Raw genomic sequence first — 25,778 nt, 5'->3', positions numbered from 1 at the left:
CTAATAGCAGGTCTCTTCTACTTTTGCTAGCAGCGTTTTCAACGTCGTAACACCATCCTCTAATTGTAGAGAGTAGAATCTCGTTGTGCCTTTCTGCTCAACAGAAACAAGTCCAACTTCACGCAAAATTTTCAGATGATGAGAAATAGCAGGACGTGATAAAGTCGATCGCTCCGTAATCTCATTCACACTTAATGGATCGTGTTCACTAAGTAGCATAATGATATCCTGTCTATAGGGATCACCTAGCGCCTGGAAGATCGGTGTGCTTTTGCGAAAAAGTTGGATCGCTTCCTGATGGTCATTTTTCTGATTCATCGCAGAAAGCCTCCTATTCGTTTAAGAGTTTAAACATATAACCTGATTTCAGCATATAGGAACCTTTTTATCCTGTCAATAAACGGTTATTGTTATGAATAACCTAACTTTTCCAAGACTACCTTATGATTTGGGTTCAATTCTTTTGGTAACTCGTTTAGTGGAAAATATTTCACTTCTGATACTTCATTTCTATCTAATTTAAAAGCTTCACTCTCACATTGTCCCTTATAAACAGCAATAACACTATACACCTCATCTCCATTTGGATATCGGTAATATAACTCTTCACCAGAAAAGAGGGAAACAAACGTTAACTCTTTAATACCTACTCCTAATTCCTCAAATGTTTCACGTACAGCCGTCTCTTCAAAAGATTCTCCCGGCTCCATAAATCCACCTGTTAATCCCCATAACTTATTATCTGTTCTCTTCTGTAGCAGTAGTCTGCTTTTCGTATGATCAAATAATAATATCGCAACACCAGGGAGAATTAATGGCCGACTCCCAACTAATGCTCTTATTTGTTGAATATAGTCCATAGTACCTCCTAAAGAATTGAAATCAAACAAAAAGCCTCTCGATCTCTCGAAAAGGCTTTTTATGCGGTGGCAAACGCCCAAACCCAGAAGGCTACACCCCAGACAGCACAAAGAACTAATAAAATAATAAGAAGGCGAATATTTTTATTTCTCATGGCTGTCCATCTCCTCATGTTCAACCGTTTTTTCTTTTCTCTTTAACATATACAAGAAAAACCCAAATAAACCAAACACTACAAAAAATAGCCCTGTTGACATATAAACTAGAATCGAACCTATATCCATATTTTGTCCACCTTTCTAATTCCGTACTACCCGCTGTATGATAAATAGATGGATAATACTCCAATGACCATCATTGTTACAAAAGGCAGAACAAAGGCCAGGAAAATAACAGCGGATTCTGTTTTATGCTGTTTAATTTTAGATAACAAGAAGCCATTCTCCTTTCACTTTATCAATCACTCAAATAATAGTATAACGAAACTTCACTTCATTTCCGTCCATTTTTCTTGAACGTTTCCGTACAATTCTACCATACAGAGCGATTAATCGTGGCAGGCGTGATGGATCGCCTGGTGAAGCAGTGCCATCACATGCTGATCATCAGGAGAATAAAAAATACTCGTGCCGGCTCTTCTAAACTTTACTAAGCGTAAGTTCTTCAAAAAACGAAGCTGATGAGAAACAGTCGATTGAGAAAGATGCAGAGCATCCGCTATTTCACTTACAGCACATTCCCGATCTGCCAACAAGTTTAATATCCGAATCCTCGTTGGATCTCCCAGAGCTTTAAAAGTTTGCGAAACAATAAAAAGTGTTTCTTCATCTAGATCCAATTGTTCTTTTGCCACATCCTGCCCTTGATTATCCAAAACAATCCCCTCTCCCTCATTACATGAACAAACATTCATATATGATTCTGTTGTCATTGTATGAAAGACCTTTCACTATTGTCAACTTAAATTAGAGTACCTGTCACGATTCCTTCACACAAAATGTAGAACCCGCCTTGAGTTAATGGTAAATCCTTTTTACAATAGAGTAAGAAGAAAAAGTAAAGGCTTTCTTATTGTTAGATAGGATGCAAGTAGATGATATGGTATGATGAAAACGGTCAACATTTACTGTCAGGCATTATGATCATAGATGGAGGTGTTCCTAATGTGGGAACAATTATCGAGCACATTTTCGTTTAGTGCTTTATGGAGTCCTGGAATTATGGTAGCTGCAATCGTTATTGCTGGATTCTACTTACTTCTAACAGGACCTTGGAAAAATAGCTTTAAAGACTCAGCACCGATTCCTCTTTACAAAAAGATCTTTTTCTTAATCGGGGTTTTCTTATTTTATCTCGGACTTGGCGGTCCACTATCACTTATGGGGCATTTATTACTCAGCATCCATATGACTGAGATGGCGCTCGTTTATTTAGTCGCTCCACCACTCATGATAGTAGGTACCCCAGCATGGTTACTACGTCCACTTCTAAATATCAAAGTGATTCGTAAAATTTTTAAATTTTTCACATTCCCTATTATTTCATTGCTTTTATTTAACGGGTTATTTTCTTTCTATCATATCCCAGAAATCTTTGATTACTTAATGGTGCACTATACGGCTCAAAATTTCTATAAAGCCGCTCTAATCCTGACAGCCTTTGCTATGTGGTGGCCACTTGTTTGTCCAATACCAGAATACGATACGTTATCAGGTGTTAAGAAACTTGGGTACATTTTTGCTGATGGTGTGCTGCTTACCCCAGCATGTGCTCTCATTATTTTCGCAACGACTCCACTATACGCTACCTATACCGATCCAACGGTATGGGCTAACGCAATGGGATATTGCGTACCAACCGGCACGACCGTTTCACCTGAACTATTTGACCAATTCAAGCCACTTGGCATAATGGAAGACCAACAGCTAGGCGGCATCATCATGAAAATCATTCAAGAACTCTCATACGGCACCGCACTAGGCTACATCTTCTTCCAATGGGCAAGAAGAGAACGAGAAAAAGACGCCGAAGAACTACAATCACCAGAATTCCGAATCAGTGAGATTTAATACGAAAAGCGGAAGTGGGCGGTTAGGGTCGACAAGCGCTGGAAGCCCATAAAAAGAACACGGTCTTTGTGTTCATTTTATGGGCTGAAGCGATCGAGACCCTGCCCACTGCAGCTAGACACCGAAAAGCGGAGCGGGCCCGCCTAAATCCGCAGGATGTTGGAGCCCATGAGATTGAGACGCTCTTTGTCTCATTCGATTGGGCGAAACAGCCGGAGGATTTGGCCCGCGCAGCTAGACACCGAAAAGCGGAGACGAGCGTTTAGAAACGGAGATATTAGAGCTCTTGAACTAGAACACGCTCTTTGTGTTCTAGTTCAAGAGTGAAATATCGCAGTTTCTGCGAGTTGCAGCTAGACACCGAAAAGCGGAGACGAGCGTTTAGAAACGGAGATATTAGAGCTCTTGAACTAGAACACGCTCTTTGTGTTCTAGTTCAAGAGTGAAATATCGCAGTTTCTGCGAGTTGCAGCTAGACACCGAAAAGCGGAGACGAGCGTTTAGAAACGGAGATATTGGAGCTCTTGAACTAGAACACGCTCTTTGTGTTCTGGTGAAAGAGTGAAATATCGCAGTTTCTGCGAGTTGCAGCTAGACACCGAAAAGCGGAAGTGGGCGGTTAGACACGGCAGGCACTGGAGCCTTTTCATTTGAACACGGTCTTTGTGTTCGGATGAAAAGGTGAAGTGACCGAGTGTCTGCCCACTGCAGCTAGACACCGAAAACCAGAACGACCCGTTCAAAAAAGCCATGAAGCACTTTGCTTCATGGCTTTTGTTATTGCATACTCTTCCGTCTTAACAATTGACGTAATCCGCCCCCAATTACTACCCCAATAACAATACCTATAATAGCAACAAAGGTCGGTGGAATAACAAAAGGCTCTGTTCTTAAATTCGATACAATCACAGCCACCGTAGAAAAATACGCGCCACATACAAAGGGTAAAGACAGGTAATCACCTGGTAGTTTCCCTGCTTTTTCGATAGCGCCTAGATAGCTTTCATAAATCGCAAACATGTAAACACAAGGATAAAACATAGCCCATTCATAATTTGTAACTGAAATTGCCTGGACGGACTTACCTTGAAAACTATAGAGAATATTCATATTAAGATTTGCATTCACATTGATCAAAAACTCAAGCCCAATAAAAAAAGCACCTCTTATGTAATTCTTATTAATGATTTGTCCAAACCCGGGAAAGGCAATACTCCACAAGAGAACTTCAATTGGATTTACTTTTCTGTTCATCCCATCACCAGCTTCTTATTGTCTCAGCTACATTTTTACCTTTTCCATATTACTGGTATTTCATCCAACTCTCATGGAATTATTTTCAGAAGTAGCACCCTTCTTTTTGATCCATACTACGGATATAAGAAAAAGAAGGGAGAATTGACTATGTTAACAACGAACCAACTTCGTTCATATAAGAAAATGATTCAAGAACGCATCCTGACTCTTAGTGATGAATTAGATGAAAACGATGAATTTGGTGTTTCTCAATCTTTTGCTCAACATTCTACAGGTGAACTATCCAATTACGATAATCACCCTGGCGATACGGCGACAGAATTATATGAACGCGAGAAAGATCTATCACTAAATGAACATGCAAAAACAGAATTAGCAGAACTGACAAAGGCCCTTGAACGAATTGGAAATGGAAAATACGGCATATGTGAAGTTTGTGGAAATGATATTTCAACAGAAAGACTCGCTGTCCTTCCAACAGCTTCAACATGTGTAGAACATAGTCCATCACAAAAGACATCAGACAAAAGACCAGCAGAAGAAGGTGTACTTGGCAATTCCTACGTGGAACATGTAAACGACTCTAACGATGCTACCTTTTTTGACGCTGAAGATTCGTGGCAACGAGCTGCGAAGTATGGAACATCTGAAACACCTTCAGACTTTAACGCTCAGGAAATGAACTATGACAAAATGTATATTGATTCCAATGAGCCTGTCGGGTATGTCGAGGAAATCGAATCATTTTTATCAGCCGATCTAGATGGCAAACCATCTGGAGTTATTCCAAATCAACGTCATGAACGTTATGAAGACTTACTAGATGATCATGACCAGAAGGCAAGTCAGGGTACAATCGAAGATAGTGACCTCATCTAAATAAGACAGCCCGAAAAACGGGCTGTCTTATTACATTTCTTCTGGTGCCTGTAGTCCTAACAATCGCAAGCCTTCTTGTAAAACAATGGATACGGCTGACACTAGTTGCAGTCTCGCTTGTTTGTATGAAGGATCATCTAAGATACGAATCTGTCCATAGTATTTATTAAAAGAACGTGAAAGTTCAATTACAAACTTTGCGATTTGAGAAGGGTCGTATTCAGCTGCTGATCTTTCGATTACATTTGGAAAACTAAGTAGTTTTGTGACAACTGACCAGGCTTCTTCATCTTCGAGGCCTTTTATATGATCATTAGAATGAAAATCCCCTTTGCGTAGAATGGAACAGGCACGCGCATGAGTATATTGCACGTATGGACCAGTTTCCCCTTCAACACGTAGCATGTCTTCAAGTGAGAACTCTATATCATTTCGACGATCATTCTTTAAGTCATGAAACAAAACGGCCCCTACCCCAATTTGTTCAGCAATCGCGTTTTTATTTTCTAAACTAGGATTTTTGGTTTCAATATTTACTTTTGCAAGCTCGATTGCTTCCGTCAACACTTCTTCTAGCAATATCACTTTCCCTTTTCTTGTCGACATTTTCTTTCCATCTTTCAACATCATCCCGAAGTTAATATGGTGCATTTGATCCGCCCAATCGAAGCCCATTTTCTTTAATACCTGAAATAATTGTTTGAAATGTAGACTCTGTTCATTTCCTACGACATAAAGAGCCTTACTAAATCCATATGTTTCATAGCGATAAATGGCTGCAGCGAGATCACGGGTTGCATAAAGTGTGGCGCCATCTTTCTTCTTAATTAGACATGGTGGTAAGCTCTCTCCAAGTTCTACTACCATGGCTCCACGAGATTCAACTAAGAGATTTTTTTCTTCAAGTTGATCAATAACGTTTTGCATTTTACCATTATAGAACGCTTCTCCATTTGTTGAATCAAAGGTAATCCCCATAAGCTCATAAATTCGATCAAACTCTTTAAGAGATTCTTCACGGAACCATTTCCATAATGAAACGGCTTCTGGGTTACCTTCTTCTAATTCTTTAAATGCCTTACGCCCCTCATCTTCAAGACCATTATCTGATTCCGCTTTTTCATGGAATGTAATATAGAGCTTAAGAAGTTCTTTAATCGTTTGCTCACGAACCTTTTGCTCCTCCCCCCACTTTCGGTAGGCCGTTATCAATTTTCCGAACTGAGTTCCCCAGTCCCCAAGATGATTAATGCGAATGGGGCGATAGCCGACTTTTTCAACAATTAGCGCTAGTGAATTTCCAATAACGGTTGAGCGTAAATGGCCCATTGAGAAGGGCTTCGCTATATTAGGAGAGGAAAGATCAATCGTCACTGCACCACCCTTTCCTACCTTAGAAGCCCCGTACTCACTTCCTTCACGGAGAATGCGACTTATTACTTCAGTACTGACCATTTTCTTATTAAGAAACACATTAATATAAGGTCCGACTGCTTCTACTTTTTCAAAGACTTTCTCATGAATTTCAGAAACAAGTTCCTTCGCAATTTGATGAGGAGGCATTCGTTTCACTTTGGCAAGATCGAAGCATGGGAAGGCATAGTCACCTAAAGAGTCATGCTTAGGGAGTTCAATTCGCTGCATTATATTAAGAAAGCTCACTTCTTTTTCACATGCTTCATAAAGTTGTTGTGCAAATAATTCTTTGTAATTCATACGTTTCCTCCTATTTTTATATCCATTTGTCTATAAAAAAATCTCCGTCTCTATAAAAGAGACGGAGATGAATTCCGCGGTACCACTCTGATTGCTCAATAAATGATTTGAGCCAACTTCACTCTATAACGGGGAGCCCGACTGCTTCTACTTTATTCAAAACAGTGTCTTGAAAGTCCGGTTCATGCCTGCTAAGGTTCCGAGCTCTCACCATCCCCGGATCGCTTTATCCGTATACAAACACTACTCTCTTTCGCATTGACGATACAATATTATTCTTATTATAGACGATTTCCGTATAAATTCAACCGATTATTTCATAAGTCTGTTTGCTGATTCAGGATATTTACTACCATCTTCAAAACCTTCCTGATAACCTTCTCGATAAATCGATGTCAAGTACATAGAGATCAGCTGTCTTACTTTTGGTTCAACGTTCACGACCTCTAAATGCTTCATACACCGATCCACTGCCAATTTCTCCTTTTGAACATTTTTAATCGTCATCGTTAGAACCACCTTCCGGATAAGTTACCCGTATTATACAACACCTTAACAATGAATTTGCACTCATTCGACAAGACTCGATCTAAACTAGGTTAAAACCATACAAAAGACCAGTAAACGACGAAAACAATCACGAGATAATAAAGACTATAGACCTATCACAAGAAATGTATAACACTTTGAAACCTATCATGTATGATTCATTTCAATTCGTATACATAACTTCTCAATTTTTATAACAACCTATACCTATCTAATTTTATTGAGGAGGGTGCATTGTGAGACGAAGCAAACGCAAATCAATTCGAAATGAGTCTTATCAAATTCCAACTGCTATTGAATCACATGATGCATACTATTCTCTTGAAGAAAACAAGGAATATATAAAATCCAAATTCCATAATACAGAAGATATCAAATTCAGAAATATTACAGTTCAGGATGTGAAATGCCTACTTGCTTATTTAGACCCATTAGTTGATGAAGAGAAACTTCAAAGAACGATTATGAAACCATTGTTTGAAACAAATCAATTAAACATCGAGGATACAGTCACATCTAAAGAATACCGACGATCAAAAAATTTAAATGAAGCTATTACAGGATTAACAAAAGGATTTGTTGTTCTACTAATAAATGGACAAGTACATTTTTATTTACTAGAAGCTTTCTCAGGAAATTCTAGAGCAATATCTGAGCCAATTAATGAGCAAGTCGTTCGTGGTTCACATGAAGGATTTGTCGAAAACATTATGCAAAACCTACAAATGCTTCGTAGAAGAATTGAAAATCCTAACCTCGTGATTAGGTTCTTTAAAGTTGGTAAAACAACGGACACGAAAATAGCTGTTATTTACTTACAGAACTTGGTGAACCCTGACCTTATTGCGGAAGTAGAAAAAAGGGTGACAGCTATCCAAACAGATTCCATCCAGACACCAGGATATGTAGAAGAATTTATCGAGGATTCCCCTTTTTCTCCATTTCCACAAATGCTAAGTACAGAGCGTCCAGACAGGATGACCGCCCATATAATTGAAGGACGAATTGGGCTTTTAATGGAAGGTAGCCCATCAACATTAATTATGCCAGTTACATTTTTTGCATTCTATCAATCGCCTGAAGACTACAACAGCAGGTGGTATATCGGATCTATCTTAAGACTCATAAGAGTAGCCAGTTTTATCTTTGCATTAGGGTTGCCTTCCTTATACATCGCCACTGTATCTTTTCACCCAGAGGTACTACCTGCGGAGTTAATCTTAAATATTAAAAGCTCGCTTGAAAACGTTCCATTCCCACCATTATTAGAAGCTTTAATTATGCAAATTGTTCTTGAACTATTGAGAGAAGCCGCTATACGACTACCGGGTCCTATAGCCCAAACGATCGGTATTGTTGGAGGTTTAGTTATTGGAACAGCCATTGTAGAAGCTAACCTTGTATCGAATATGATGATTATTGTCGTAGCTCTAACAGCTATTTCCTCTTTTGCCGTTCCATCGTATGAAATGAGTATGTCGATCAGGCTGCTTGGTTTTCCACTCATGCTTCTTTCAGCGACATTTGGGTTTATTGGGCTCGTTTTCGGATTGTCCATTATTTTAATCCATTTATGTGGTTTAGAAACTTTCGGAACACCTTATTTCTCACCGCTTGCACCATTTCGTTTCAACGAGCTAAAAGATTCTATTATACGCCTTCCAAGATGGTTACTCGGTAGGCGACCGACGGATGTTCGTGCACAGCACGGAACACAGGAGTGGATTTCAAGAAGGTGGAAACAAAATGAAGACGAGTAGCAAAATTAATTCGGCGCAGCTTTTTTTCATCATTTTCCAAACACAAGTTGGCGTAGGAGTACTCTCGCTTCCCTCCTCCTTATATGCAGGAGCCGGAACTGATGGCTGGATTACTCTTCTTATAACTGGTTTTGCTATCCAACTCATTATTTTTATTCTCTACATGTTAAGCAATCGTTTCCCCTCCTTAACTTTGTTTGAATACGCCCCTAAAATCATTGGCAAATATGTAGCTTTCGTCGTTTCACTTCTTTACACGCTATTCGCTATTTCAACAGCGGTTATTGTACTGGAATTGTTTGAAACCACAATCAAAACGTGGATCTTATTTCGAACGCCTATGTTTGTCATCTTTTTGTTGCTGACGGTTAGCGGCACCTACCTTGCTATTGGAAGAATTAAAGTAATGGGTAGATTTTACCAGTTTGTTTCAGTTCTAATTATTCCTCTGATCATTATGGCAGCCTATACATTAAAGGATGCGGATATTCGTTATATCTTACCAATTGGTCAAAATGGCTTAGAAACAATCCTAAAAGCAACACAGCAAGGGATAGTATCCATGCTCGGTTTTGAGATCGTATTATTCATTTACCCTTACGTTCAATCAAAAGGGAAAGCAGCATTAAAGAGCTTAACACTGGCTAATGTAGCAGTGACACTGTTATATAGCTTTTTAACATTTACGACGTACGTCTTTTTTAGCCCTGCTCAGCTTGAAATGATTCCAGAACCTCTCGTGTATATGTTAAAAGGCGTTTCCTTTGTAGTTGTCGATAGAGTCGATCTACTTTTTCTTTCAATTTGGATCGTTTCTGTTATGACCTCTTATGTATCGTATTTATATATTGCAGGAAGAGGCATTCAACATTTAACAAAAAGAAAAAAAACAACTGGACCTATTTTGACTGCCGCTTTTATTGCACTGTTTTTCTCCATGTTTTCACATGATCGGTATACTGTTGAAATGATTTCTAGTTATCACGCAAAAGCAAGCTATTTTTTTGCCCTTGGTTTCCCTCTCCTGCTTTTACTCATTAGCTTATTATTTAAGAAGAAAGAGGAATCCCAATGAAGAAAATACTTTACCAATGCATGGTTTTAATAGGTGTTCTCTTACTTATGACTTCCTGTTGGGACCAAGAACTATTGAAAGAATCTAAGCTTATCTACGGAGCTGGATTTGATTATGAGAATGAAAATGAGATTCGATCAACTTTTGCTGTTCGGAATCTTGGCATTCCTGTTAGCCAAGGAGGTGTTTATTCCAATCGAGTTATTTCTATTGCAGGGACCTCCCCTAGGGCAGTGCGAATAGAAATGGATCGAATCATTTCTAAACAAGTTACCTCCTCAAAAAATCAGCTTCTCCTTTTAGGCGAAGAGGTGGCGACTCAAAATATTGATTATATGTTTGATATTCTATACCGTGATCCAAAAAGTGCACTTGATGCGCGAGTGGGTGTAGTTGAAGGCCGCGCAGAAGACATGTTTAAGTTAGATCACGTGGGAGATACTCTTGTGACTGAGTTTATCTCCAACTTAATTAAAGGAGCGGAGAATAAAACAGAAACACCTCGAATGACTATTGAAAAAACGTTTCGCTATTCACATGACCAAGGCCAGGATTATGCTCTTCCTTATATTAGTTTCAATGACGAAGTAGGCGCACCAGAAATTGATGGACTGGCTTTATTTCACCATTCAAACTATACCGGTGTTTCCATTCCTTCATTCGATGCAACTTTGTTGCTTCTTATGGATAACTCAAAAAGTAAAAAGGCAAATATTGTTGAAAATATAGGAGAAAAACACGAAGACGGCTTCCTTACTGAAACCGTAACAATTAATATTCGTAATTCTAAGTCAGATACTACCTATTCATTTGAGAATCAAAAATTAATCAAAGCGGTTGTCAATCTTGAAGTACGAGGAAATATAGAAGAATACCCACAAAATAATCTTTTTACTGAAAAACAGGTACACGATATTGCAGATGAATTATCCACTAGATTAACAAAAAGAGCGAATGATATTCTTCACACGCTTCAAGAAGCAAACTGTGATTTCCTTGGAATTGGTCGTGATATAAATGCTTATCATCACAAAGCATGGGATGGAAAACAGTGGGACAATGACTATCCAAATATAGATCTTCAGGCAAACGTAGATGTAAAGATCGCTGAAACAGGAATAATTAAATAGAAAGAGAGTAAGCGCACTCGCTTACTCTCTTTCTATTTGCTTCATCTCTTCAATTGCCGGTTCTTTTGCACCATACCAGGAATAGGCGACTTCATAATATTCCCCTTCATCGACAAGGTTCCAGGTCATTTCATCTTCAACCAAAAGTTCAATGGCTTCTCCTTCTCCTTCAGGCTGAACAAAAACATAGAAATGATGATCTGTGCTTTCCTTTTTAATCACTTCACCATGTTCAATATGCTTTTCATGAACATAGGTATACTTTCCAATTAAAAAAAGGCTGACAAGTACGACGATACTTGCAATCGATATATTTAATGCTCTCTTTCTATTCATAGTGCCTCCGTATTGAACATGTTTAGTATTAAGTTACCACAAACATTAGTATTTTAACAAAGTTAGATTAGGATGTTTAATGATTTTTTCACACGGGTACCATTTATTATAAGAGACGATACAAGGAGGAATTACAAATGGCTAAGAATTCTCAATACCAACCAATTCATGAAAGTGGTTTCTCACTAAGTGATGCTCAAGAAGTAGCTTATGCGAAAGAATTTAAGAAAGCAGATATTGCAGGTGGAATTCGTAAGCCTAAAGTGAAAAGGGCAAAGAGCGAAAATCCTGATCTACTTAAATAATGACTTTAAGGAGCCATGCTGATTGCATGGCTCCTTATTTATGCAAGTATTTATACTTCTTCAAACCTTTTTCACAAATGCGTCGTACCCATTCTTTTTCAATTTCTGGCATAATTGATCAGCGCTAGCCTTCTCCTTATAAGCGCCGGCCTGGACGTAATACAGTGACTGTGGAAGCGCACCTTTTACATACCGCACGGCCGCAAGCACAGCTTCCTCAGCAAGCTGCAGGCGATAGGAGCGAGCCTTTAATTTATTTACATCCGATGAAGAATCCAAAAAGCCGTATTCAATTATTACTGTCTCTACATCCCCAGTTAAGCGGTGCATATAATAGTAATCTTTTCTATCCGCTCCTTCTCTAGAGAAAACTCTTCGCACTCCCATCCCCGCTTTTTTCAAAGCTTCTGCTATACTGCCTGCCAAATCACTCTTTGCGTAAATTGAATGAATAACTTCAGCTCCACTTCCTCCTCCCGCATTATAATGGTTACTCAAACAAATCAAAGCACCTGACCCTTTAACAAGTGCAGAACGCTTTTCAGAAGATAGATTAATATCATTTGTTCTTGTGATAGCACAAGGTATACCAAGACTTTTCAAAAACTCATATTGATGAAGCGCTACTTCCATAGTCCAATCCTTCTCTTTCACGCCATTTGCCACCGCTCCTGGATCATTCCCGCCATGCCCTGCATCAATGATAATCACCTTTCATTCCCCCTCTATTCCTTTTTCGTATCGATTATTCTCGATACCAATCGCTGCCTCCTTATGCTATATATCGAATTTGAAAAGATAAAAGGGGCATTAACAGATGATTTTTACAAATTCTGCAACCTTTCTTTTGATCCCTCGTCTTAATAGGAAAGGTCTTAGTTTCAATTGCTATTCAGTGCCAATCCTAAATGACCTTCGAAGGATGATGATATGAACGATAATTCCCATCTTAAACTTCATGCAGATTTCTCTACCTATTCAACACTGCAAAAAACAGAGTTAGTCGAAGAATTAATGGATCAATACGGCGAAGCTCTGCTAAGACTCGCTTATACTTATGTAAAGGACTGGGGGAAAGCAGAAGATATCATACAAGAGGTTTTTCTGACTTGCTTTTTAAAGATAAATACTTTTCGAGGAGAAGCTTCTCTAAAGAACTGGCTTTATCGCATTGCGATTAACCGTTGTCATGACTATGTACGAAGCTGGTCTTTTAAAAACATCATTCCAAGTAACATAATCTTAAATTTCATTAAGAATCATCAGCCTTCCCCAGAACTTATTGTGATAACAAAAGAAGAATCTTATATGTTACGCCAAACGATTTTACAACTCCCATTAAAATATCGTGAAACATTTATTCTCTACTATTATGAAGATTTATCCATTAGAGACATTAGTTCACTCCTTGACACAAAAGAGGCAACTATAAAATCCAGATTGCACCGAGCTCGTCGCCTTCTTGAATCAAGACTGAATAATGAAAGTGAGTGAATGAAAAATGAACCAAAATAGATTAAAAGAAAAAGTGAAAGAATCTTTATTCATTAAAGAGCAATTAACGGAAAGAAAAAAAGAAAGAATCATGGAAAATATCCTTATTGCTCATTACGCTGACCATAAGAAGAAACGAAGCACCTTTCTAGAAATGGTTGGATTTGCGGTCTGTTTGGCACTACTTATGACAGTTACTCTCACAGTCATTGATAGTGATTTGGATCCTCCTATAAAAGAAGCTTCTAACCAGTTACAAGAGGCCCCATACGTAAGTGCAGCTTATATGAAGCGGGCATCAGAAATTGCTCAACGTGACCTAGATATTCTCGATGTAACCTATTTCTCAATGGATAAAACGATTTATCTGGATATCATGGTGTCAGACAGTTTTTCAAATAAAAAAATGAAGGAATTAACAATACAATATTTGGAGGTGTTATCTCATTTATATCAATCGAAAAATGATCAGCTGGGGGAAATATGGGATTATTATCATTTAGAAATTACGATTAAACCAAACAGCGATTACCCTTCTTTAGCCTTTATGGATGAAGAAGATAATACTTTTTTTCTTAAAGGTTCTAAGAGGATAAAGGAAGCAAGTATGAGTTGGTCCTCTCCATCTAATTAACTAACCTGTATGAATTTTTATCCGCTACCCGAAGATCATAGTAACGTTGTAAAACAAACATAAAAGAAAAAGCACAATTTTGGATTGTGCTTTTTCTTATCTACTTGCCGTTTTCCTCTCCATCATTTCACCATGATTATGTACAAAAGAAAAGGAACTTGAATCGATCTCTGTCTTTGTATCAGGAAGTTCAACATTCTTCATCCTTCTACTATACGACTGCTTATCTACCACTTGCTTGAAGCCTTCTAAAACAAAATTCACAGCCAGTATGACAAGAACAAAAAATAGGATGGGAATCAACGGAATCCATGTTTCATATGAAAGGAATCTAAAGGTGGATCCAATTAACCCTGACCATTCTCCAGAAACCGAGCGATATTCATCACCTAACATAGGGTCTGGATTAAAGAAAGTTCCACCAAAAAACAACTTCAACAATCCAAGATGTAGCAAAAGAATCAGAACGTTAACAATTTGCTGAAGAAAAATAATCATCATTCGTGGTCCTAAGTGCGGTAGTACATGCTTTGCAAGAATATGCCTTCTAGAGCCTCCTAACGTTCGTGCTCCTTCAATAAATTCTCTACGCCAAATGGCGTTCGTCTCATTTGAAATAAGAATCGTCGTTGTAGGAATAGCGACCGCTGTCAAGATGATCACTTCAAAAACGATGCGTTCAGTGAAAGAGAATGAAAACGTTCCTTCCATCCCGTTTTCCATTAATACTCCATGAAGAATAAAGTAACATAATAACGAAATAGGGATATACTGCATCGCATCCACCACTCCAGCTGTGCTTCTAAGCGTTCGTCGAAAATAAGTCCCTCCAATTACACCTGCAACAAATGATAACGCCATTCTCATTGAAGCAACAAGAAAGGCAATTCCAATTGTATATTTTGCACCAATGATAATTTGCTCAAACAAATGATAGCCGAACTTATCTGTACCAAATGGAAGAGCTTGTACAGGGGAAAGAGGCGATCGATCAATTAAATTCCCATCGTCGTCATAAAGCATAAACGTTTGAGGAATGTCATCATTGTAAACGAGCGAATAAAACATACTGCTACCTAGTAAGAGAACGATAATGATCATTCCGAACATAAACATTGGATTTCGCAACGCATTTTTCAACATCCTTCTTCCCTCACTTCCGAACTATAGTAACGCTTCTTCTTTTGAAACTCGCTCAGCTACAAACTGGTAAAGTGTCAGCGCCAAGAAGATAGGGATAAAAAGACATAAAGCGCCTACCGTGAAAATTTCTGGCGTAGGATGTTCATACATAAAGCGGATTAATCCGTTCAAATTGAAGACGAATTCCATAATAAATAAATTAGATAACGTAAACCAGACAATGGAGCGCGAATGGAAATAAATCGATAAGATCGCATTCCGAAAAACATGGACAAGAAAAATGGCAGTTGATTGCACACCTTTCGTTTGCGCAAGCTCAACATAAGGCTTTTCATATTCCTCTTCGAACACTTGCATCATAATTCGGTAGAATAGGAAAGCTGGTAATATAGATAGCACTAATATAGGCATCGTATAAATTCGTTCATATGCTGCAATATCCATTAACAAAATATCGGTTTTTTTATAAAACCAGATGATTCCAATTTGAACAATTACGAGAATAAATACATCTGGAAAAGATTCAGTTAGAACGGCAAATCGTTTAAACCATTTTCGCATAGGGGGCGTAAATCTGTAGGTAACGTATGTAAAAACAAATCCTACAACAAACGAAAGACATAAGGCACTGAATAAAATGACTATGGAATATGTCGCATAATCAAAGACCTCTGGGAACAATTGATAATTCGCATTCCCAGAGCGAAACGTTATATCTTGATAGTGGATCAACTCATCTAATGTCTTAACTAATCTCTTCAAATATCCAGAAAAATCAAGCTTCATACCATTGAATAACCCCGGTAACGCCCCTAGTAACAGCACACCAATAAAAGCAGTAATAAACTTAAGGCCAGTTCGAACAGCCTTATTCTCCATACGTTATCCCCCTTATGAATTCAATTTTCTTTAATAGCTGATCGTGTAGATACCTTGATTTAACATAGTCTATTTTAAAGACGGAGCAAACAAGTAAAAGTTTCAAATAGACTATAAAGAATCATTTTTTATTACATGTGATGAAACTCCCCCCTCCCGAATACGCTGTTAACAGCGCACTTTCGAAAGGAGGCCTCCCTTAAACATGTCTACCTCACTTGAGATAATCCGGAAAACAGAAGGCATTAAACGTCTTGATCTGTATATAAGAGAGTTGATTCAGCATGATACAAAATTAGCCATTACACGCCTCAATGACGAGGACCTTACTTATCCCACTCTCTATGTCTTATCAAAGGTTATTCGCGAGCATAATCTCACAAAGAACTTATCAGATCGGAATAAAGTAGCTTTGTCCATCCAAAGAGATATTCTAGCTACAGAACGCACACCAGCAACTCCTTTTCCATATTCAGTCTGCGATCTTCCACAGTTCATTCACTCTGTACTCAGATGGATGGTCGAAACTGGGAAAGAGGATAAACTAAATGCTCGCTATCGACTTGTTATTGACCGCGCTGCTGGGCTATTGACAACCATCTATCAAAACCCGGAAGACCTCTCCCTTGTTTCAGACCTATTATTCAAGAGAAACAGCGAAGGCCACTCTACACATTACTTAACATGGTCTTATTTTTCTTCACGAAACATGTCTAGTCTCCTCCCTATTGGTGAAAAGTTATTATCTTCTCGTGAAGAAGAAGTTGAGTTTGCAAGAGAACTGCTTCATTTCATTTCCGGTTTAGAAGAAAGCTCTGATCAGTATGCCTATTTTAGGGGTTGGTATGAAGAGAACCTCCCATACCTTCTTCATAATGAAAATAGCTATGAATTAACAGCTCAACTTTCACCTTATATTATCGATCACTACACAAAATACCTTGAACATCATTCAAACACTTCATCGGAATACCATCGAGATAAAGGATTTCATACGTTAACCGAAAATGAAAAAGAAGATCTTGCCAACTTCTCCTATCAAATGAGAAAAAGATCTCGAAACAAATGGAAGGAGTGGATCAATCGACCTCTCGATGCCCAACTGACGCTCATTGAGGAGGTTCAGCATGATTACTATAGGAGGTAATGGTATAAGTAAAGAGGAAGCTTTCAATGCTGGCATTGTAAGACCTCTTGAACAAACGATACTTCAAGTCATGTATGCAAGTCCCTATACGTATTCCTATCGCTCGATGGATGCCTTATTATTTGAAATTCGATTTAGAGTAGCCATCACTGACAGTTCACGTGAACTTTACTATAGCGGTGTTCAATTTGCAGACTTTTATCGTTCACGATGTAACCCTGTTTTCTGGAACCTCCTCCCAGATGGTGCCTTTCAATTAAAGATGGGCGTTCCGGCATCTGAAGCAATACTCGATATTTACCGAAATGGGAGACTATATGCGTTTGAATGCGCCACCGCTATGATTATTATTCTCTATCACGCAGCAGTCAAAATGCTCCCTCCAGCACAGTTTAATCGACTATTTTCAAACATACGGCTTTGGGGATGGAAGTACGACCAGGATTTGCAAATTGTTCACAACATCCCTCCTGACTACCTTCCTGGGGACATTCGATATGTAAAAAACCCTGACGTGAATCCTCTTACGCCAGAATGGCAAGGTGAGAATGTTGTAGATTTAGGGGATGGTACTTTTTTTGGACACGGTTTAGGCTTTCGAACCATTGAAGGTATGATTGAAGCCCTTGCATTAAGAAGACGGCCGGGCGCGACGCGGATGCCTTATTTAATGCTTCCTGCTACTAGACCTGGTTTTTCGTACTTGTATCAATTCTCATCCAATAGAAAGGAAGGAACAACGCCTATTATGCTGTTCGATGACACCTTACAGCGATCAACAATGTCAATTGATGAATATGAAGAAAATCATGAAGAATTTCTAAAAAACTTTATAACGATCCGAATTGGAAATAGTTCTTGAATAAAATCAGGCTACCTCTCGGGTCATAAGCCCTCCACCCCGTTTTCACATATGCATATGGTAGAGTAACGGGTGGTGAACGCATTGAAAGAATTCCCTGAAATTCAAACTGAACGCCTTGTTTTAACAGCACTTAAAGAAGAAGATCGTAGTTCACTTTTTTCCATATTCGCAGATCCACTTGTCACCTATTATGATGGTGGAAAAGTTATGAAAACCTCTACACAGGCCCTTCACTATATACGTGCTTTCAAAGATACCACATCGATATCTTTGACCAATACAATACGTTGGGGTGTACGGTTGAAGCCCTCAAACAAATTAATTGGTACGGCAGGTTTTCAAAACTGGGATCGCACCTCTGCTAAAGCAGAAATTGGTGCCATTCTGTCTCGAAATTACTGGAACGGTGGTTATGGAGCCGAAGCAGCAAAAGCCGTTATAGAATACGGTTTTGAACAAATGAAACTTCACAAAATTTATGCGCAAACAATAGAAGACAACCGTGCCGCTGTTAAGCGTTTAGATGAGCTTGGTTTTCATAAAGAAGGACGCTTTATAGATCACGTCTATTTAAGAAATCAGTATTATCATGTGCTCGTTTATTCTCTGTTCCAATAAGATTTAATAGATAATTTCCTTACTTCCGCTCACACTCCTTAAATGTGCAAAAAAAACGCTTCTTCAGATAAACCTGAAGAAGCGTTTCTTTATACTTGTTTACTAGGCGGTGGAGACATAAATGCGGCAATTGTACCGAGAATTGGAAAGATAAGTATAATCAATAAGATTTCTGTATACCCTCCAAAAACGTCAAAAGCAATACCAAATGGAAGTGGCCCAAAAGCAGAGCCTATGACCATCGTCGTTGTCGCAATTCCTTTAATACTCCCTAGATGCTCCCTACCAAAATAATTCGGCCATATAATGTTTAATGTAATCCGTTCAATCCCTCCAATCATTCCCCAAAGAACGGCAAACACAATAGCAAGTAAATAAGTATGCACTTGAGTTAACAATAAGATAAATACCATTTGGCCAATAAACGATAAACCAAGAACAATATGAACGTTCACGCGCTCGAGAATAAATCCTGAAGCCATTGTGACAGGAAATCCAACAATCGCCATAATACTCAATATGATGGCAGCTGTACTTCCTGGTACACCTTGCTCACCTAGAATAGAAAATAAGTGAAAAGTTAAACCGGTATTGACAAGTGCAGGAATACTAACGCAAAAAAGAATAAACCAAAATGCTCTCGTTCTCATCGCTTCTTTCACAGTCCAATTCGTTTCGAAGCCCTCTTCTTGCTCCTCTTCCTCCATTTTCTCTTCTCGACGTTGTGCGAGTCTTTTCTTCGATATGGCATTATCAGGAAGAAGTCCGATGTCTTCAGGTTTATTTTTAACAATAAAAAAGACAACAGGTAGAAAAATAACAATGAGTGCGAGTCCAAGTATTCTCCAGGCACTTTCCCATCCAAACGTTGTAATTAGCCATGTATTAAGTGGAGGAAAAGAAGCTGAGCTTAAAAAACCACCAATAGCCATAAAGCTAAGTGCTCGCCCACGCTTTACTACAAACCACTGAGGCACAAGTGTATTCGGAATTAACGTCATTGAACCTTGTCCGAATAAACGAAGCATAAAAAAACCAATAAAAAGCATGACAGGTCCAATAACAAAGCTATTCCAAAAACATGCAACTGCCAGCAATCCCCCCATCATGAGCATCATTCGCCGCTGTCCATGTTTATCTACTAATCTCCCTACAACAAATAACAAAAGTCCAGCCGCCAGCGTAGCAGAAGAATATATGCCTGATACAAGCGATCGTCCCCAGCCAAAATCTTGAATGTAATAGTCAATGAACACAGATACGGCGTAAGTTTGACCTGGTCCTGAAAAAAAGACGCCAATGGCTGCTGCCATTACAATATAACATCCATAAAAAAAGGATGAGTTTTGCTGCTTCGAAAATAACTGCATCCAATAACTCCTCTCAAGCTGTCATTAAATAACATTCTATCGAAGATAAGCTAAATACTAAAACACTTTGCTTTGTCATCCATATATCGTTATTTTAATTCATTCCTACCGCCTCTAAATAGATTATTCTATTTCTTTTTGTAATCTTGCTGTAACCTTTTAAGTAGATACATCGTTTTAATAAATAGAAGAAGGAGGGCTGAAGAATGGATAAGACATTTGAATGTTTATATGATCGCTACCACACGAACTTATTTCAATTTATATTCTACATGGTAAAAAATAGAGCAATTGCGGAAGAGTTAGTGCAAGAAGTTTATATTAACGTCCTACGGTCTTATCACAAGTATGAAGAACGGAGCAATGAGAAAACATGGTTGTTTGCCATTGCACGAAATATAGCCATTGATTATTTACGTACACACAATCGAAGAACCTCAAGATGGCTTAGTAAATTCGATTTTAACAAACAGCAACCAACCGATGAATCTCCACTTCCGGAAGAAATTCTACTTCAAAAAGAAGAAGTGCAAACCATTTATAAATGTTTAAGCGAATGCACACTTGATCAGCAACAGGTGCTAATTCTTCGTTACATTCAAGAGCTGTCGATAAATGAAACAGCCGAAATATTAAATTGGAGTGTTAGTAAAGTGAAAACAACTCAGCATCGGGCTATTAAAGCGCTACGCAATCTAGTAGATGATCCATCCAAAAACCAACTAAAGGGGGTATTATGATGAGTGATCGAACAAAATCCCTTCTTTCTCAACTACCTGAAGTCAAAGATCATAGAAGCAAAGAATCGATTTATCACAACATCGAGAAAAAAAAGAATGAACAATCACAAAGGCATCGAATAAAGAAGAAAACGCCATGGGTCATTCCCAGTATTGCCGCTATTGCCGTTCTATTCTTGGCCGTTCTAATTACGCCTGGTCTCTTCAATCAAAATGATAACTCTACTAATATGGCCATTACACAATCAGACTCTAACAATTCAGATACAGCGAATCCTTCAGTCGCAGGAAATGATTCAAAATCTGAAAGCGCAACATTAGCACCTACTGACGAGAAATCTGATCAAACGAGTGATGCTGTGAAGGAGGAGACGCCAACACTCACAAAAGAACCAACTGCTTTTGACAGCTACATGCCAGCATTTCAGCAGTCTGAAGGAGCAAACCTTGTTGTTTCTTTCCCAGATCCTGAAAGCTTACTTCTCGTTCCGCTTTCATTTACTTTAGTTGAAAACAAAAGCATACAAGAAAACTTAGAAGAAATTTTATCTACTTTTGATGCTTCGGAATTTGGCCTTGAGCGTTCACCAATGGCTGATGCAACGATAGAATTGATTGATACTGATGGAACCAAAACACTTACAGTTAGCTTTAAAGAGCCTGGTGATAGCCTTTCATCGACGGAATCAATTATGATCAACGATAGTGTTCAACAGTTAGCGAAAAGTCTTGGTGCCGATCAAATCAATTGGCAAACGAATGGAGAGGAAGACTACACTCTCGGAAATTTTGGTTCGGCTGACACGACAGTGAATCAAAAACCTTCTCCATATTACCTATATGAATCAAGTTCTGAATCACGTTTTCTCATAAAAGGACCAGTCCTTTCAGGTGAAGAAGGCGCTGAACTCGATGTCGCTCTCTCCCTTATGAAAGATGGGGATTCTAACGTGCCCTATTATATGCCAGCGATCCCTTCTAACGTAGACATCTATTCATTCGACGGAGATGGGGCTGAAGCAACAATTGCCTTTACGGAAGATAGTGTATTTCAATCAGAAGAGGAAGCAATGCAAACAATTGAAGCTTTAATGCTTACTGCATCTCAATATAACTATCAAAAGATTCGTTTTGAAAATACTGGATTTGATCAAATCGGTGGATATTCACTTGATCAACCCCTGACCATTCCTTCTTCTCCCAACGCTATTTCGAGATAAGATGAAATGAAAAAACACCCGGCAATTTATGCCGGGTGTTTCATTTATCTAGTAATCTCTTCCACTATATCTGCAGAAGACATATCCGTTTGAAGTTCATATTCACCTGGTTGAACGGCCATTTCCTTGTCCATATCTCGAAGCGATTTAATAAAAGCATCCGATTTCTTTACTAGCTTCTTATCTTCTAGACTTTGAGCAACTTCCTGACTAGTCATTCCTTCCTTAATAGTGAAGGTGATTTTCTCAGGTTGAGAGACTTCTTCCTTCTCGATCTTTTCTTTTGGATCCTGCTTTTCACTCGCTTGTTGATTTTGAGTCGCTTCTTTTTCTTTTAAAGAATCATACTCTTTCTTTTTAACCATAACCATGCCCTTTTCTTCTAAATGCTGTTCAACGGCAGATTCAGTTAGCTTATTGCCTTCCTCTGCTTTTGCTGGAGAAAACAAAAAGTAATATGCCGTTAACAAAATCGCAGCGAATAAAAGACCAGCCCCAATTCCTTTTGCTTCTTGCTTACTCATTAGGACCACCACTTACAGACTTAGTTTTACTTTCTAGCATTTCAGTACGTTTCTTAACCGTTTTCAACTCTTTCATTAAGTTGATATAAACATCATCAACTTGACCTTTCACTTCTTTAGCGTAGTCCTTAACAAAATACGAGTAAATAAAGAAACCAAGTGAAGCGGCAAGTAAAACAAAAATAATCGTTAACATTGCTTTTCCCCCTATTAAATGTTTGGCATTCTCTCTATGTATTGCACTTATTATCATCCAACTAAATTCTTTCGCGTCGATCTGTAGGTTTTTGTCGGATGTGATTCTAAGTTCCATCATTCCGAAATAGAAAATCACAAAAAAACTAGAAAAAACCGACATAAATCGACCTTTTCTAGTTTACCTATGTTTGATTCAATTGACAATAGTCCTTTAATGGAAAAACGCCATTTCACTTATTTTTCATTCATCAATTGAATGAAATGATATAGTATCCTTGCCGTCATCCCCCAAATGACATAGTCACGATAATAGTAAAAGAACTCCGGCATACTTGAAGATGACCAATTATATTCTTCACCGTTCGGAATAAGATGAAACGGAAATCCTTCATCTGGCTGTACATGTACGCGTATATCATGTCGCTCTGGTGGGTAATTCATAAAATGAGATAAAGGAACAGTAAACACTTCCTCTACTTCATCTGGATTAGGTGATAATTCAGAGTCTGATTGGATCATTCCCGCAAACGGGTATACGATAGATTGGAATGATGTAACTAGGAAATCAAGTTCCCCCATTACAGTAACTTCTCTTTCTAAAACCCCGAGCTCTTCACAAGTTTCTCTTACTGCTGCATTTTTCGGGTTTTTGTCGTGCTGATCTACTTTACCACCCGGAAAACAAACCTCTCCCGGCTGTCTTCTTAACGACCGTGCTCGTACTTCAAATAATACATGTAGCTCTCCATTCCGTTCTATTAAAGGCAAGAGAACGGCAAATTTATAAAAGCGCTCATTTCCAAGGACTTCTGCACTTCTGCCATTTATCCTAGCTTGAATATCTACTAAAGATGGCTTCATTCTATCGAACTCCTTCTGTAGAACTTATCTCACTCTATTATATGGCATTTATAACGGTATATCCTCCACTTTGTCTCTGAAGATTGAAATAAGGTTCTAAGTTCATTCCATTAAATTGTAACTTTCTAGGATGTCACCTCGTCTAATAAACAAAGGAGTGATGGGATGCTTAAATATGTAATGATAGGAACAATGGTACTCCTTACTTTGACGGGATGTGGAGAGGAGAACGCAACTATGAATACAAATAACGATACAAGTGAGGAAGTATCCGGTTCTTCGGGTATAGTAGCTGGATCTCTTGAACCTACCCTTCAGCTTGAAACAACGGAAAACGGAGCGGCAACTTTCTTATATCGTATTCAAAACCAAACAGAGAGAGTCCAATCTATCCACTTTCCAAGTAGTCAAAAGTATGACTATACACTTTCGAATGAGCAAGGAGAAGTAATTAAAACCTATTCCGCTACTAAAAGTTTTTTGAAAGAAGAAGAGAACACTACATTAAAACAAGCTGAATCACTCGAGTACTCCATTATTGTAGATGAACTTACACCAGGATCCTATACACTAGAAGTTTGGCTAGCAACAGATGGAGAAGGCGAATTCAAACAATCCATTGATTTTACAATCGATTAAAACAAAACGAGCTGGCGCCTTTTATGAGGTGCCAGCTCGTTCTTTCTTACTCATTCATCAGTTCTTATTTCCAAACATCATCAAGGTATTGCTTCGACAACGTTTGATAGTAAGCAGCTTGAACAGAGAGTGCGGCAGAAATAAGTAGTTTCTCAATATCTTTTTTTTGATTGTCCGTTACTTCATGGAATACATTAGACAACTCAATTGACTTCTTTTTAAACTCTTCCTTTGAAGGTTTTATTTTCGTATGAATCACTTCAAAAAGCTGTGAGTACGTCGTATAAAAGATTAATGGATCGATTAAGTCATCATTTCGATCCGCCGGGTTATTAAAAGCAAATTTCAATAGAAGGCGGATGCTTTCGAAATCGTGCGTATTCTTCAAGTCTTCTACAATAAATAAAATTGCCGCTTGTTCTATTGCGTATTTCTTACCTAATTGTGGTGGACCAATCCATTCTTTAATATCTCTTTTTACCCAATTTTGAACAGCAGTGGATCGGAAACTTGCATACTCTAGCTGATTACCAAGCGTCACAATTTCATTAATAGATAAGCCGAAAGCACCTTCAGTCACTTTCAATAACTTATCAAAAATAGCTGGTATTTCTGTTCTTCCTTTTCCGGACCTTTTCATCGCTCTCAATAAAATTTCATCTGGCTTTTCCTCTGCGCGAATCGTTTGAAGAATATGTCCCATTTCAGTTCTAGTTAAATAAAAGTCTCTCATCTTCCACCTCTACATTTAAGGTCATTTGAACTTATCGTATAGTTTCTTTATGGAAATTTCAAGAAGGGTACACATAAATGAGATATTTGGGCTCAAAATTGCACTTGTGTTAGTAACTGATTCATATCTAGGTGAATATCCTGTGTTGTGTAAAGGAGGAATCGCTTATGAACATGTACGGGAACCAAATGAATCAGAACGTTCAAGGTGCGATGCAGGGACATTCTCCGAATCAGGCAGTTCAAGGAGCCATGCAGGGTAATCAAATGCCTCACCATGCAAATATGCAAAACAACGCCGTTCAAGGGGCAATGTTTGGAGAAGAAAAACAGCTTATGGGTGATATGAAACAGTTATGCAAAAGGTATAACACCTATCATGCTAAAGTAAGAATGCAGGATGGAATGGAGTATGAAGGAATTATTATGGACTCAGATGATGAACACATAGGTATGATGATCCCTCAAGAAGTAGAAGAAAGCGAAGGTCAAGATACGGATAGACAATATGGCCGCTATCGCTATCGCAGATTCGGGCGCTTTTTCTTTCCTTTAGCTGGAATTGCAGCTCTTAGTCTCATTCCTTACTATCGCCCCTATTATCCCTACGGCTATCCGCCATATTACTATTAAGAAAAAAAGGAAGCCAAGGTAGTGACCCCTAAAAGTTAGAGTTTTTATTATGCAGCTGTTTGGCTGGTTTGAGTTCGGTATTGGATCGGACTTAAACCAGCCAATTTTGCTTTTACGCGTTCATGGTTATAGTAGTCTACATAT

General features: G+C 38.5%; 33 protein-coding genes and 1 other annotated feature. Of the genes, 15 read left to right on the top strand and 18 right to left on the bottom strand.

Going from position 1 to position 25,778, the window contains the following annotated elements:
* The 5 genes from ABVF21_RS19195 to ABVF21_RS19175 form a co-directional block, all read right to left on the bottom strand.
* Positions 1-318 (bottom strand): ArsR/SmtB family transcription factor, encoded by a 318-nt coding sequence (locus ABVF21_RS19195; protein ID WP_303532952.1) that lies wholly within the window; start codon positions 316-318, stop codon positions 1-3.
* 92 nt (positions 319-410) lie between these two features.
* On the bottom strand, positions 411-860 hold the full coding sequence (locus ABVF21_RS19190; RefSeq protein ID WP_303532954.1) for an NUDIX hydrolase: 450 nt from the start codon (positions 858-860) through the stop codon (positions 411-413).
* A 144-nt stretch (positions 861-1,004) separates the two neighbouring features.
* Positions 1,005-1,145 carry a hypothetical protein gene (locus ABVF21_RS19185; RefSeq protein WP_371018786.1) on the bottom strand — a complete coding sequence of 47 codons (141 nt, stop codon included), beginning with the start codon at positions 1,143-1,145 and terminating at the stop codon, positions 1,005-1,007.
* Positions 1,146-1,171: 26 nt separating this feature from the next.
* Positions 1,172-1,294 (bottom strand): hypothetical protein, encoded by a 123-nt coding sequence (locus ABVF21_RS19180; protein WP_255622948.1) that lies wholly within the window; start codon positions 1,292-1,294, stop codon positions 1,172-1,174.
* Between the two features lie 114 nt (positions 1,295-1,408).
* Positions 1,409-1,735, bottom strand: a complete 327-nt coding sequence (locus ABVF21_RS19175) for an ArsR/SmtB family transcription factor (protein WP_303532963.1) — start codon at positions 1,733-1,735, stop codon at positions 1,409-1,411.
* A gap of 289 nt (positions 1,736-2,024) precedes the next feature.
* Here ABVF21_RS19175 and ctaG point away from each other — a divergent pair, with 289 nt between their 5' ends.
* On the top strand, positions 2,025-2,930 hold the full coding sequence (gene ctaG / locus ABVF21_RS19170) for a cytochrome c oxidase assembly factor CtaG (RefSeq protein ID WP_303532965.1): 906 nt from the start codon (positions 2,025-2,027) through the stop codon (positions 2,928-2,930).
* Positions 2,931-3,707: 777 nt separating this feature from the next.
* Here ctaG and ABVF21_RS19165 read toward each other — a convergent pair.
* Positions 3,708-4,184, bottom strand: a complete 477-nt coding sequence (locus ABVF21_RS19165; RefSeq protein ID WP_303532967.1) for a hypothetical protein — start codon at positions 4,182-4,184, stop codon at positions 3,708-3,710.
* A 150-nt stretch (positions 4,185-4,334) separates the two neighbouring features.
* Here ABVF21_RS19165 and ABVF21_RS19160 point away from each other — a divergent pair, with 150 nt between their 5' ends.
* On the top strand, positions 4,335-5,066 hold the full coding sequence (locus tag ABVF21_RS19160; RefSeq protein ID WP_371018785.1) for a TraR/DksA C4-type zinc finger protein: 732 nt from the start codon (positions 4,335-4,337) through the stop codon (positions 5,064-5,066).
* Between the two features lie 30 nt (positions 5,067-5,096).
* Here the strand turns inward: ABVF21_RS19160 and argS are convergent, their stop codons facing one another.
* Together argS and ABVF21_RS19150 are read right to left on the bottom strand one after the other, a co-directional pair.
* A complete protein-coding gene (gene argS, locus ABVF21_RS19155; protein ID WP_371018784.1) occupies positions 5,097-6,782 on the bottom strand; it encodes an arginine--tRNA ligase in 1,686 nt (561 codons plus the stop codon).
* A 54-nt stretch (positions 6,783-6,836) separates the two neighbouring features.
* Positions 6,837-7,050 (bottom strand) — a binding site (T-box leader).
* 44 nt (positions 7,051-7,094) lie between these two features.
* Positions 7,095-7,289 carry a hypothetical protein gene (locus ABVF21_RS19150; protein ID WP_303532973.1) on the bottom strand — a complete coding sequence of 65 codons (195 nt, stop codon included), beginning with the start codon at positions 7,287-7,289 and terminating at the stop codon, positions 7,095-7,097.
* 278 nt (positions 7,290-7,567) lie between these two features.
* Here ABVF21_RS19150 and ABVF21_RS19145 point away from each other — a divergent pair, with 278 nt between their 5' ends.
* From ABVF21_RS19145 to ABVF21_RS19135, 3 genes are read left to right on the top strand one after another with little or no spacing between them, the layout of a single operon-like run.
* A complete protein-coding gene (locus ABVF21_RS19145) occupies positions 7,568-9,091 on the top strand; it encodes a spore germination protein (RefSeq protein ID WP_371018783.1) in 1,524 nt (507 codons plus the stop codon).
* Positions 9,078-10,166, top strand: a complete 1,089-nt coding sequence (locus ABVF21_RS19140) for a GerAB/ArcD/ProY family transporter (RefSeq protein WP_371018782.1) — start codon at positions 9,078-9,080, stop codon at positions 10,164-10,166. The genes ABVF21_RS19145 and ABVF21_RS19140 overlap by 14 nt, the downstream gene beginning before the upstream one ends.
* Positions 10,163-11,296 carry a Ger(x)C family spore germination protein gene (locus ABVF21_RS19135; RefSeq protein WP_371018781.1) on the top strand — a complete coding sequence of 378 codons (1,134 nt, stop codon included), beginning with the start codon at positions 10,163-10,165 and terminating at the stop codon, positions 11,294-11,296. Before ABVF21_RS19140 ends, ABVF21_RS19135 begins: the two co-directional genes overlap by 4 nt.
* A 21-nt stretch (positions 11,297-11,317) precedes the next feature.
* On the opposite strand, the gene ABVF21_RS19130 is transcribed toward ABVF21_RS19135, so the two are convergent.
* Complete coding sequence (locus ABVF21_RS19130) at positions 11,318-11,632, bottom strand: hypothetical protein (RefSeq protein WP_303532981.1); 315 nt, start codon at positions 11,630-11,632, stop codon at positions 11,318-11,320.
* A gap of 137 nt (positions 11,633-11,769) precedes the next feature.
* Between ABVF21_RS19130 and ABVF21_RS19125 the strand changes: the two genes are divergently transcribed.
* Positions 11,770-11,937 (top strand): YfhE family protein, encoded by a 168-nt coding sequence (locus ABVF21_RS19125; RefSeq protein WP_084006653.1) that lies wholly within the window; start codon positions 11,770-11,772, stop codon positions 11,935-11,937.
* Positions 11,938-11,997: 60 nt separating this feature from the next.
* Here ABVF21_RS19125 and ABVF21_RS19120 read toward each other — a convergent pair whose 3' ends face one another.
* Positions 11,998-12,648: an N-acetylmuramoyl-L-alanine amidase gene (locus tag ABVF21_RS19120; protein ID WP_303532985.1), complete on the bottom strand. Its 651-nt coding sequence runs from the start codon at positions 12,646-12,648 to the stop codon at positions 11,998-12,000.
* A 219-nt stretch (positions 12,649-12,867) separates the two neighbouring features.
* Between ABVF21_RS19120 and ABVF21_RS19115 the strand changes: the two genes are divergently transcribed.
* Positions 12,868-13,431, top strand: a complete 564-nt coding sequence (locus ABVF21_RS19115) for a sigma-70 family RNA polymerase sigma factor (protein WP_303532986.1) — start codon at positions 12,868-12,870, stop codon at positions 13,429-13,431.
* A gap of 7 nt (positions 13,432-13,438) precedes the next feature.
* Complete coding sequence (locus ABVF21_RS19110; RefSeq protein WP_303532987.1) at positions 13,439-14,065, top strand: hypothetical protein; 627 nt, start codon at positions 13,439-13,441, stop codon at positions 14,063-14,065.
* 96 nt (positions 14,066-14,161) lie between these two features.
* On the opposite strand, the gene ABVF21_RS19105 is transcribed toward ABVF21_RS19110, so the two are convergent.
* On the bottom strand, positions 14,162-15,205 hold the full coding sequence (locus tag ABVF21_RS19105) for an ABC transporter permease (protein WP_371018780.1): 1,044 nt from the start codon (positions 15,203-15,205) through the stop codon (positions 14,162-14,164).
* A 24-nt stretch (positions 15,206-15,229) separates the two neighbouring features.
* Positions 15,230-16,087: an ABC transporter permease subunit gene (locus ABVF21_RS19100; RefSeq protein ID WP_303532990.1), complete on the bottom strand. Its 858-nt coding sequence runs from the start codon at positions 16,085-16,087 to the stop codon at positions 15,230-15,232.
* Between the two features lie 205 nt (positions 16,088-16,292).
* On the opposite strand from ABVF21_RS19100, the gene ABVF21_RS19095 reads away from it, so the two are divergent.
* The 3 genes from ABVF21_RS19095 (at position 16,293) to ABVF21_RS19085 (ending at position 18,717) form a co-directional block, all read left to right on the top strand.
* Positions 16,293-17,234 carry a hypothetical protein gene (locus ABVF21_RS19095; protein ID WP_303532991.1) on the top strand — a complete coding sequence of 314 codons (942 nt, stop codon included), beginning with the start codon at positions 16,293-16,295 and terminating at the stop codon, positions 17,232-17,234.
* Positions 17,215-18,096 carry a protein-glutamine gamma-glutamyltransferase gene (locus tag ABVF21_RS19090; protein WP_303532993.1) on the top strand — a complete coding sequence of 294 codons (882 nt, stop codon included), beginning with the start codon at positions 17,215-17,217 and terminating at the stop codon, positions 18,094-18,096. The genes ABVF21_RS19095 and ABVF21_RS19090 overlap by 20 nt, the downstream gene beginning before the upstream one ends.
* A gap of 84 nt (positions 18,097-18,180) precedes the next feature.
* The gene (locus ABVF21_RS19085; RefSeq protein WP_303532994.1) at positions 18,181-18,717 is read left to right on the top strand and encodes a GNAT family N-acetyltransferase; all 537 of its coding nucleotides are present in this window, start codon (positions 18,181-18,183) and stop codon (positions 18,715-18,717) included.
* An 89-nt stretch (positions 18,718-18,806) separates the two neighbouring features.
* Here ABVF21_RS19085 and ABVF21_RS19080 read toward each other — a convergent pair whose 3' ends face one another.
* On the bottom strand, positions 18,807-20,087 hold the full coding sequence (locus ABVF21_RS19080) for an MFS transporter (protein ID WP_371018779.1): 1,281 nt from the start codon (positions 20,085-20,087) through the stop codon (positions 18,807-18,809).
* Between the two features lie 206 nt (positions 20,088-20,293).
* Between ABVF21_RS19080 and ABVF21_RS19075 the strand changes: the two genes are divergently transcribed.
* Together ABVF21_RS19075 and ABVF21_RS19070 are read left to right on the top strand one after the other, a co-directional pair.
* Positions 20,294-20,827, top strand: coding sequence for an RNA polymerase sigma factor SigX (locus tag ABVF21_RS19075; protein WP_303532998.1), 534 nt, complete (start codon positions 20,294-20,296; stop codon positions 20,825-20,827).
* Complete coding sequence (locus ABVF21_RS19070) at positions 20,827-22,047, top strand: GerMN domain-containing protein (protein WP_371018778.1); 1,221 nt, start codon at positions 20,827-20,829, stop codon at positions 22,045-22,047. Before ABVF21_RS19075 ends, ABVF21_RS19070 begins: the two co-directional genes overlap by 1 nt.
* 44 nt (positions 22,048-22,091) lie before the next feature.
* Here ABVF21_RS19070 and ABVF21_RS19065 read toward each other — a convergent pair whose 3' ends face one another.
* From ABVF21_RS19065 to ABVF21_RS19055, 3 genes are all read right to left on the bottom strand, one after another.
* Positions 22,092-22,571, bottom strand: coding sequence for an endolytic transglycosylase MltG (locus tag ABVF21_RS19065; protein WP_303533002.1), 480 nt, complete (start codon positions 22,569-22,571; stop codon positions 22,092-22,094).
* Positions 22,564-22,767: a hypothetical protein gene (locus ABVF21_RS19060; protein WP_194220200.1), complete on the bottom strand. Its 204-nt coding sequence runs from the start codon at positions 22,765-22,767 to the stop codon at positions 22,564-22,566. Before ABVF21_RS19060 ends, ABVF21_RS19065 begins: the two co-directional genes overlap by 8 nt.
* 236 nt (positions 22,768-23,003) lie before the next feature.
* The gene (locus tag ABVF21_RS19055; RefSeq protein ID WP_303533006.1) at positions 23,004-23,630 is read right to left on the bottom strand and encodes an NUDIX hydrolase; all 627 of its coding nucleotides are present in this window, start codon (positions 23,628-23,630) and stop codon (positions 23,004-23,006) included.
* A 237-nt stretch (positions 23,631-23,867) separates the two neighbouring features.
* Here ABVF21_RS19055 and ABVF21_RS19050 point away from each other — a divergent pair, with 237 nt between their 5' ends.
* The gene (locus ABVF21_RS19050; protein WP_371018777.1) at positions 23,868-24,269 is read left to right on the top strand and encodes a BsuPI-related putative proteinase inhibitor; all 402 of its coding nucleotides are present in this window, start codon (positions 23,868-23,870) and stop codon (positions 24,267-24,269) included.
* Positions 24,270-24,333: 64 nt separating this feature from the next.
* Here the strand turns inward: ABVF21_RS19050 and ABVF21_RS19045 are convergent, their stop codons facing one another.
* The gene (locus tag ABVF21_RS19045; protein WP_371018776.1) at positions 24,334-25,002 is read right to left on the bottom strand and encodes a DUF1836 domain-containing protein; all 669 of its coding nucleotides are present in this window, start codon (positions 25,000-25,002) and stop codon (positions 24,334-24,336) included.
* 167 nt (positions 25,003-25,169) lie between these two features.
* On the opposite strand from ABVF21_RS19045, the gene ABVF21_RS19040 reads away from it, so the two are divergent.
* Positions 25,170-25,634: a hypothetical protein gene (locus ABVF21_RS19040; protein ID WP_371018775.1), complete on the top strand. Its 465-nt coding sequence runs from the start codon at positions 25,170-25,172 to the stop codon at positions 25,632-25,634.
* Positions 25,635-25,681: 47 nt separating this feature from the next.
* On the opposite strand, the gene ABVF21_RS19035 is transcribed toward ABVF21_RS19040, so the two are convergent.
* The coding region (locus ABVF21_RS19035) for an IS3 family transposase (RefSeq protein WP_160917705.1) at positions 25,682-25,778 on the bottom strand (97 nt) is incomplete at its 5' end.

It is taken from the genome of Pseudalkalibacillus sp. JSM 102089, from assembly GCF_041366475.1.
Lineage (GTDB): Bacteria > Bacillota > Bacilli > Bacillales > Guptibacillaceae > Guptibacillus > Guptibacillus hwajinpoensis_B.
Note: the sequence above shows the minus strand (reverse complement) of the source record. Positions and strands in the feature narration are given on the sequence as shown.

Excerpts from the sequence above, each read along its gene's own strand:
- ABVF21_RS19195 (WP_303532952.1), bottom strand. The coding sequence starts at position 318 with ATGAATCAGAAAAATGACCATCAGGAAGCGATCCAACTTTTTCGCAAA.
- ABVF21_RS19115 (WP_303532986.1), top strand. The coding sequence starts at position 12,868 with ATGAACGATAATTCCCATCTTAAACTTCATGCAGATTTCTCTACCTAT.
- ABVF21_RS19140 (WP_371018782.1), top strand. The coding sequence starts at position 9,078 with ATGAAGACGAGTAGCAAAATTAATTCGGCGCAGCTTTTTTTCATCATT.
- ABVF21_RS19055 (WP_303533006.1), bottom strand. The coding sequence starts at position 23,630 with ATGAAGCCATCTTTAGTAGATATTCAAGCTAGGATAAATGGCAGAAGT.
- argS (WP_371018784.1), bottom strand. The coding sequence starts at position 6,782 with ATGAATTACAAAGAATTATTTGCACAACAACTTTATGAAGCATGTGAA.
- ABVF21_RS19110 (WP_303532987.1), top strand. The coding sequence starts at position 13,439 with ATGAACCAAAATAGATTAAAAGAAAAAGTGAAAGAATCTTTATTCATT.
- ABVF21_RS19130 (WP_303532981.1), bottom strand. The coding sequence starts at position 11,632 with ATGAATAGAAAGAGAGCATTAAATATATCGATTGCAAGTATCGTCGTA.
- ABVF21_RS19135 (WP_371018781.1), top strand. The coding sequence starts at position 10,163 with ATGAAGAAAATACTTTACCAATGCATGGTTTTAATAGGTGTTCTCTTA.
- ABVF21_RS19075 (WP_303532998.1), top strand. The coding sequence starts at position 20,294 with ATGGATAAGACATTTGAATGTTTATATGATCGCTACCACACGAACTTA.
- ctaG (WP_303532965.1), top strand. The coding sequence starts at position 2,025 with ATGTGGGAACAATTATCGAGCACATTTTCGTTTAGTGCTTTATGGAGT.
- ABVF21_RS19050 (WP_371018777.1), top strand. The coding sequence starts at position 23,868 with ATGAATACAAATAACGATACAAGTGAGGAAGTATCCGGTTCTTCGGGT.
- ABVF21_RS19160 (WP_371018785.1), top strand. The coding sequence starts at position 4,335 with ATGTTAACAACGAACCAACTTCGTTCATATAAGAAAATGATTCAAGAA.
- ABVF21_RS19070 (WP_371018778.1), top strand. The coding sequence starts at position 20,827 with ATGAGTGATCGAACAAAATCCCTTCTTTCTCAACTACCTGAAGTCAAA.
- ABVF21_RS19185 (WP_371018786.1), bottom strand. The coding sequence starts at position 1,145 with ATGGATATAGGTTCGATTCTAGTTTATATGTCAACAGGGCTATTTTTT.
- ABVF21_RS19060 (WP_194220200.1), bottom strand. The coding sequence starts at position 22,767 with ATGTTAACGATTATTTTTGTTTTACTTGCCGCTTCACTTGGTTTCTTT.
- ABVF21_RS19090 (WP_303532993.1), top strand. The coding sequence starts at position 17,215 with ATGATTACTATAGGAGGTAATGGTATAAGTAAAGAGGAAGCTTTCAAT.
- ABVF21_RS19100 (WP_303532990.1), bottom strand. The coding sequence starts at position 16,087 with ATGGAGAATAAGGCTGTTCGAACTGGCCTTAAGTTTATTACTGCTTTT.
- ABVF21_RS19125 (WP_084006653.1), top strand. The coding sequence starts at position 11,770 with ATGGCTAAGAATTCTCAATACCAACCAATTCATGAAAGTGGTTTCTCA.
- ABVF21_RS19150 (WP_303532973.1), bottom strand. The coding sequence starts at position 7,289 with ATGACGATTAAAAATGTTCAAAAGGAGAAATTGGCAGTGGATCGGTGT.
- ABVF21_RS19045 (WP_371018776.1), bottom strand. The coding sequence starts at position 25,002 with ATGAGAGACTTTTATTTAACTAGAACTGAAATGGGACATATTCTTCAA.
- ABVF21_RS19065 (WP_303533002.1), bottom strand. The coding sequence starts at position 22,571 with ATGAGTAAGCAAGAAGCAAAAGGAATTGGGGCTGGTCTTTTATTCGCT.
- ABVF21_RS19165 (WP_303532967.1), bottom strand. The coding sequence starts at position 4,184 with ATGAACAGAAAAGTAAATCCAATTGAAGTTCTCTTGTGGAGTATTGCC.
- ABVF21_RS19040 (WP_371018775.1), top strand. The coding sequence starts at position 25,170 with ATGAACATGTACGGGAACCAAATGAATCAGAACGTTCAAGGTGCGATG.
- ABVF21_RS19080 (WP_371018779.1), bottom strand. The coding sequence starts at position 20,087 with ATGCAGTTATTTTCGAAGCAGCAAAACTCATCCTTTTTTTATGGATGT.
- ABVF21_RS19095 (WP_303532991.1), top strand. The coding sequence starts at position 16,293 with ATGTCTACCTCACTTGAGATAATCCGGAAAACAGAAGGCATTAAACGT.
- ABVF21_RS19190 (WP_303532954.1), bottom strand. The coding sequence starts at position 860 with ATGGACTATATTCAACAAATAAGAGCATTAGTTGGGAGTCGGCCATTA.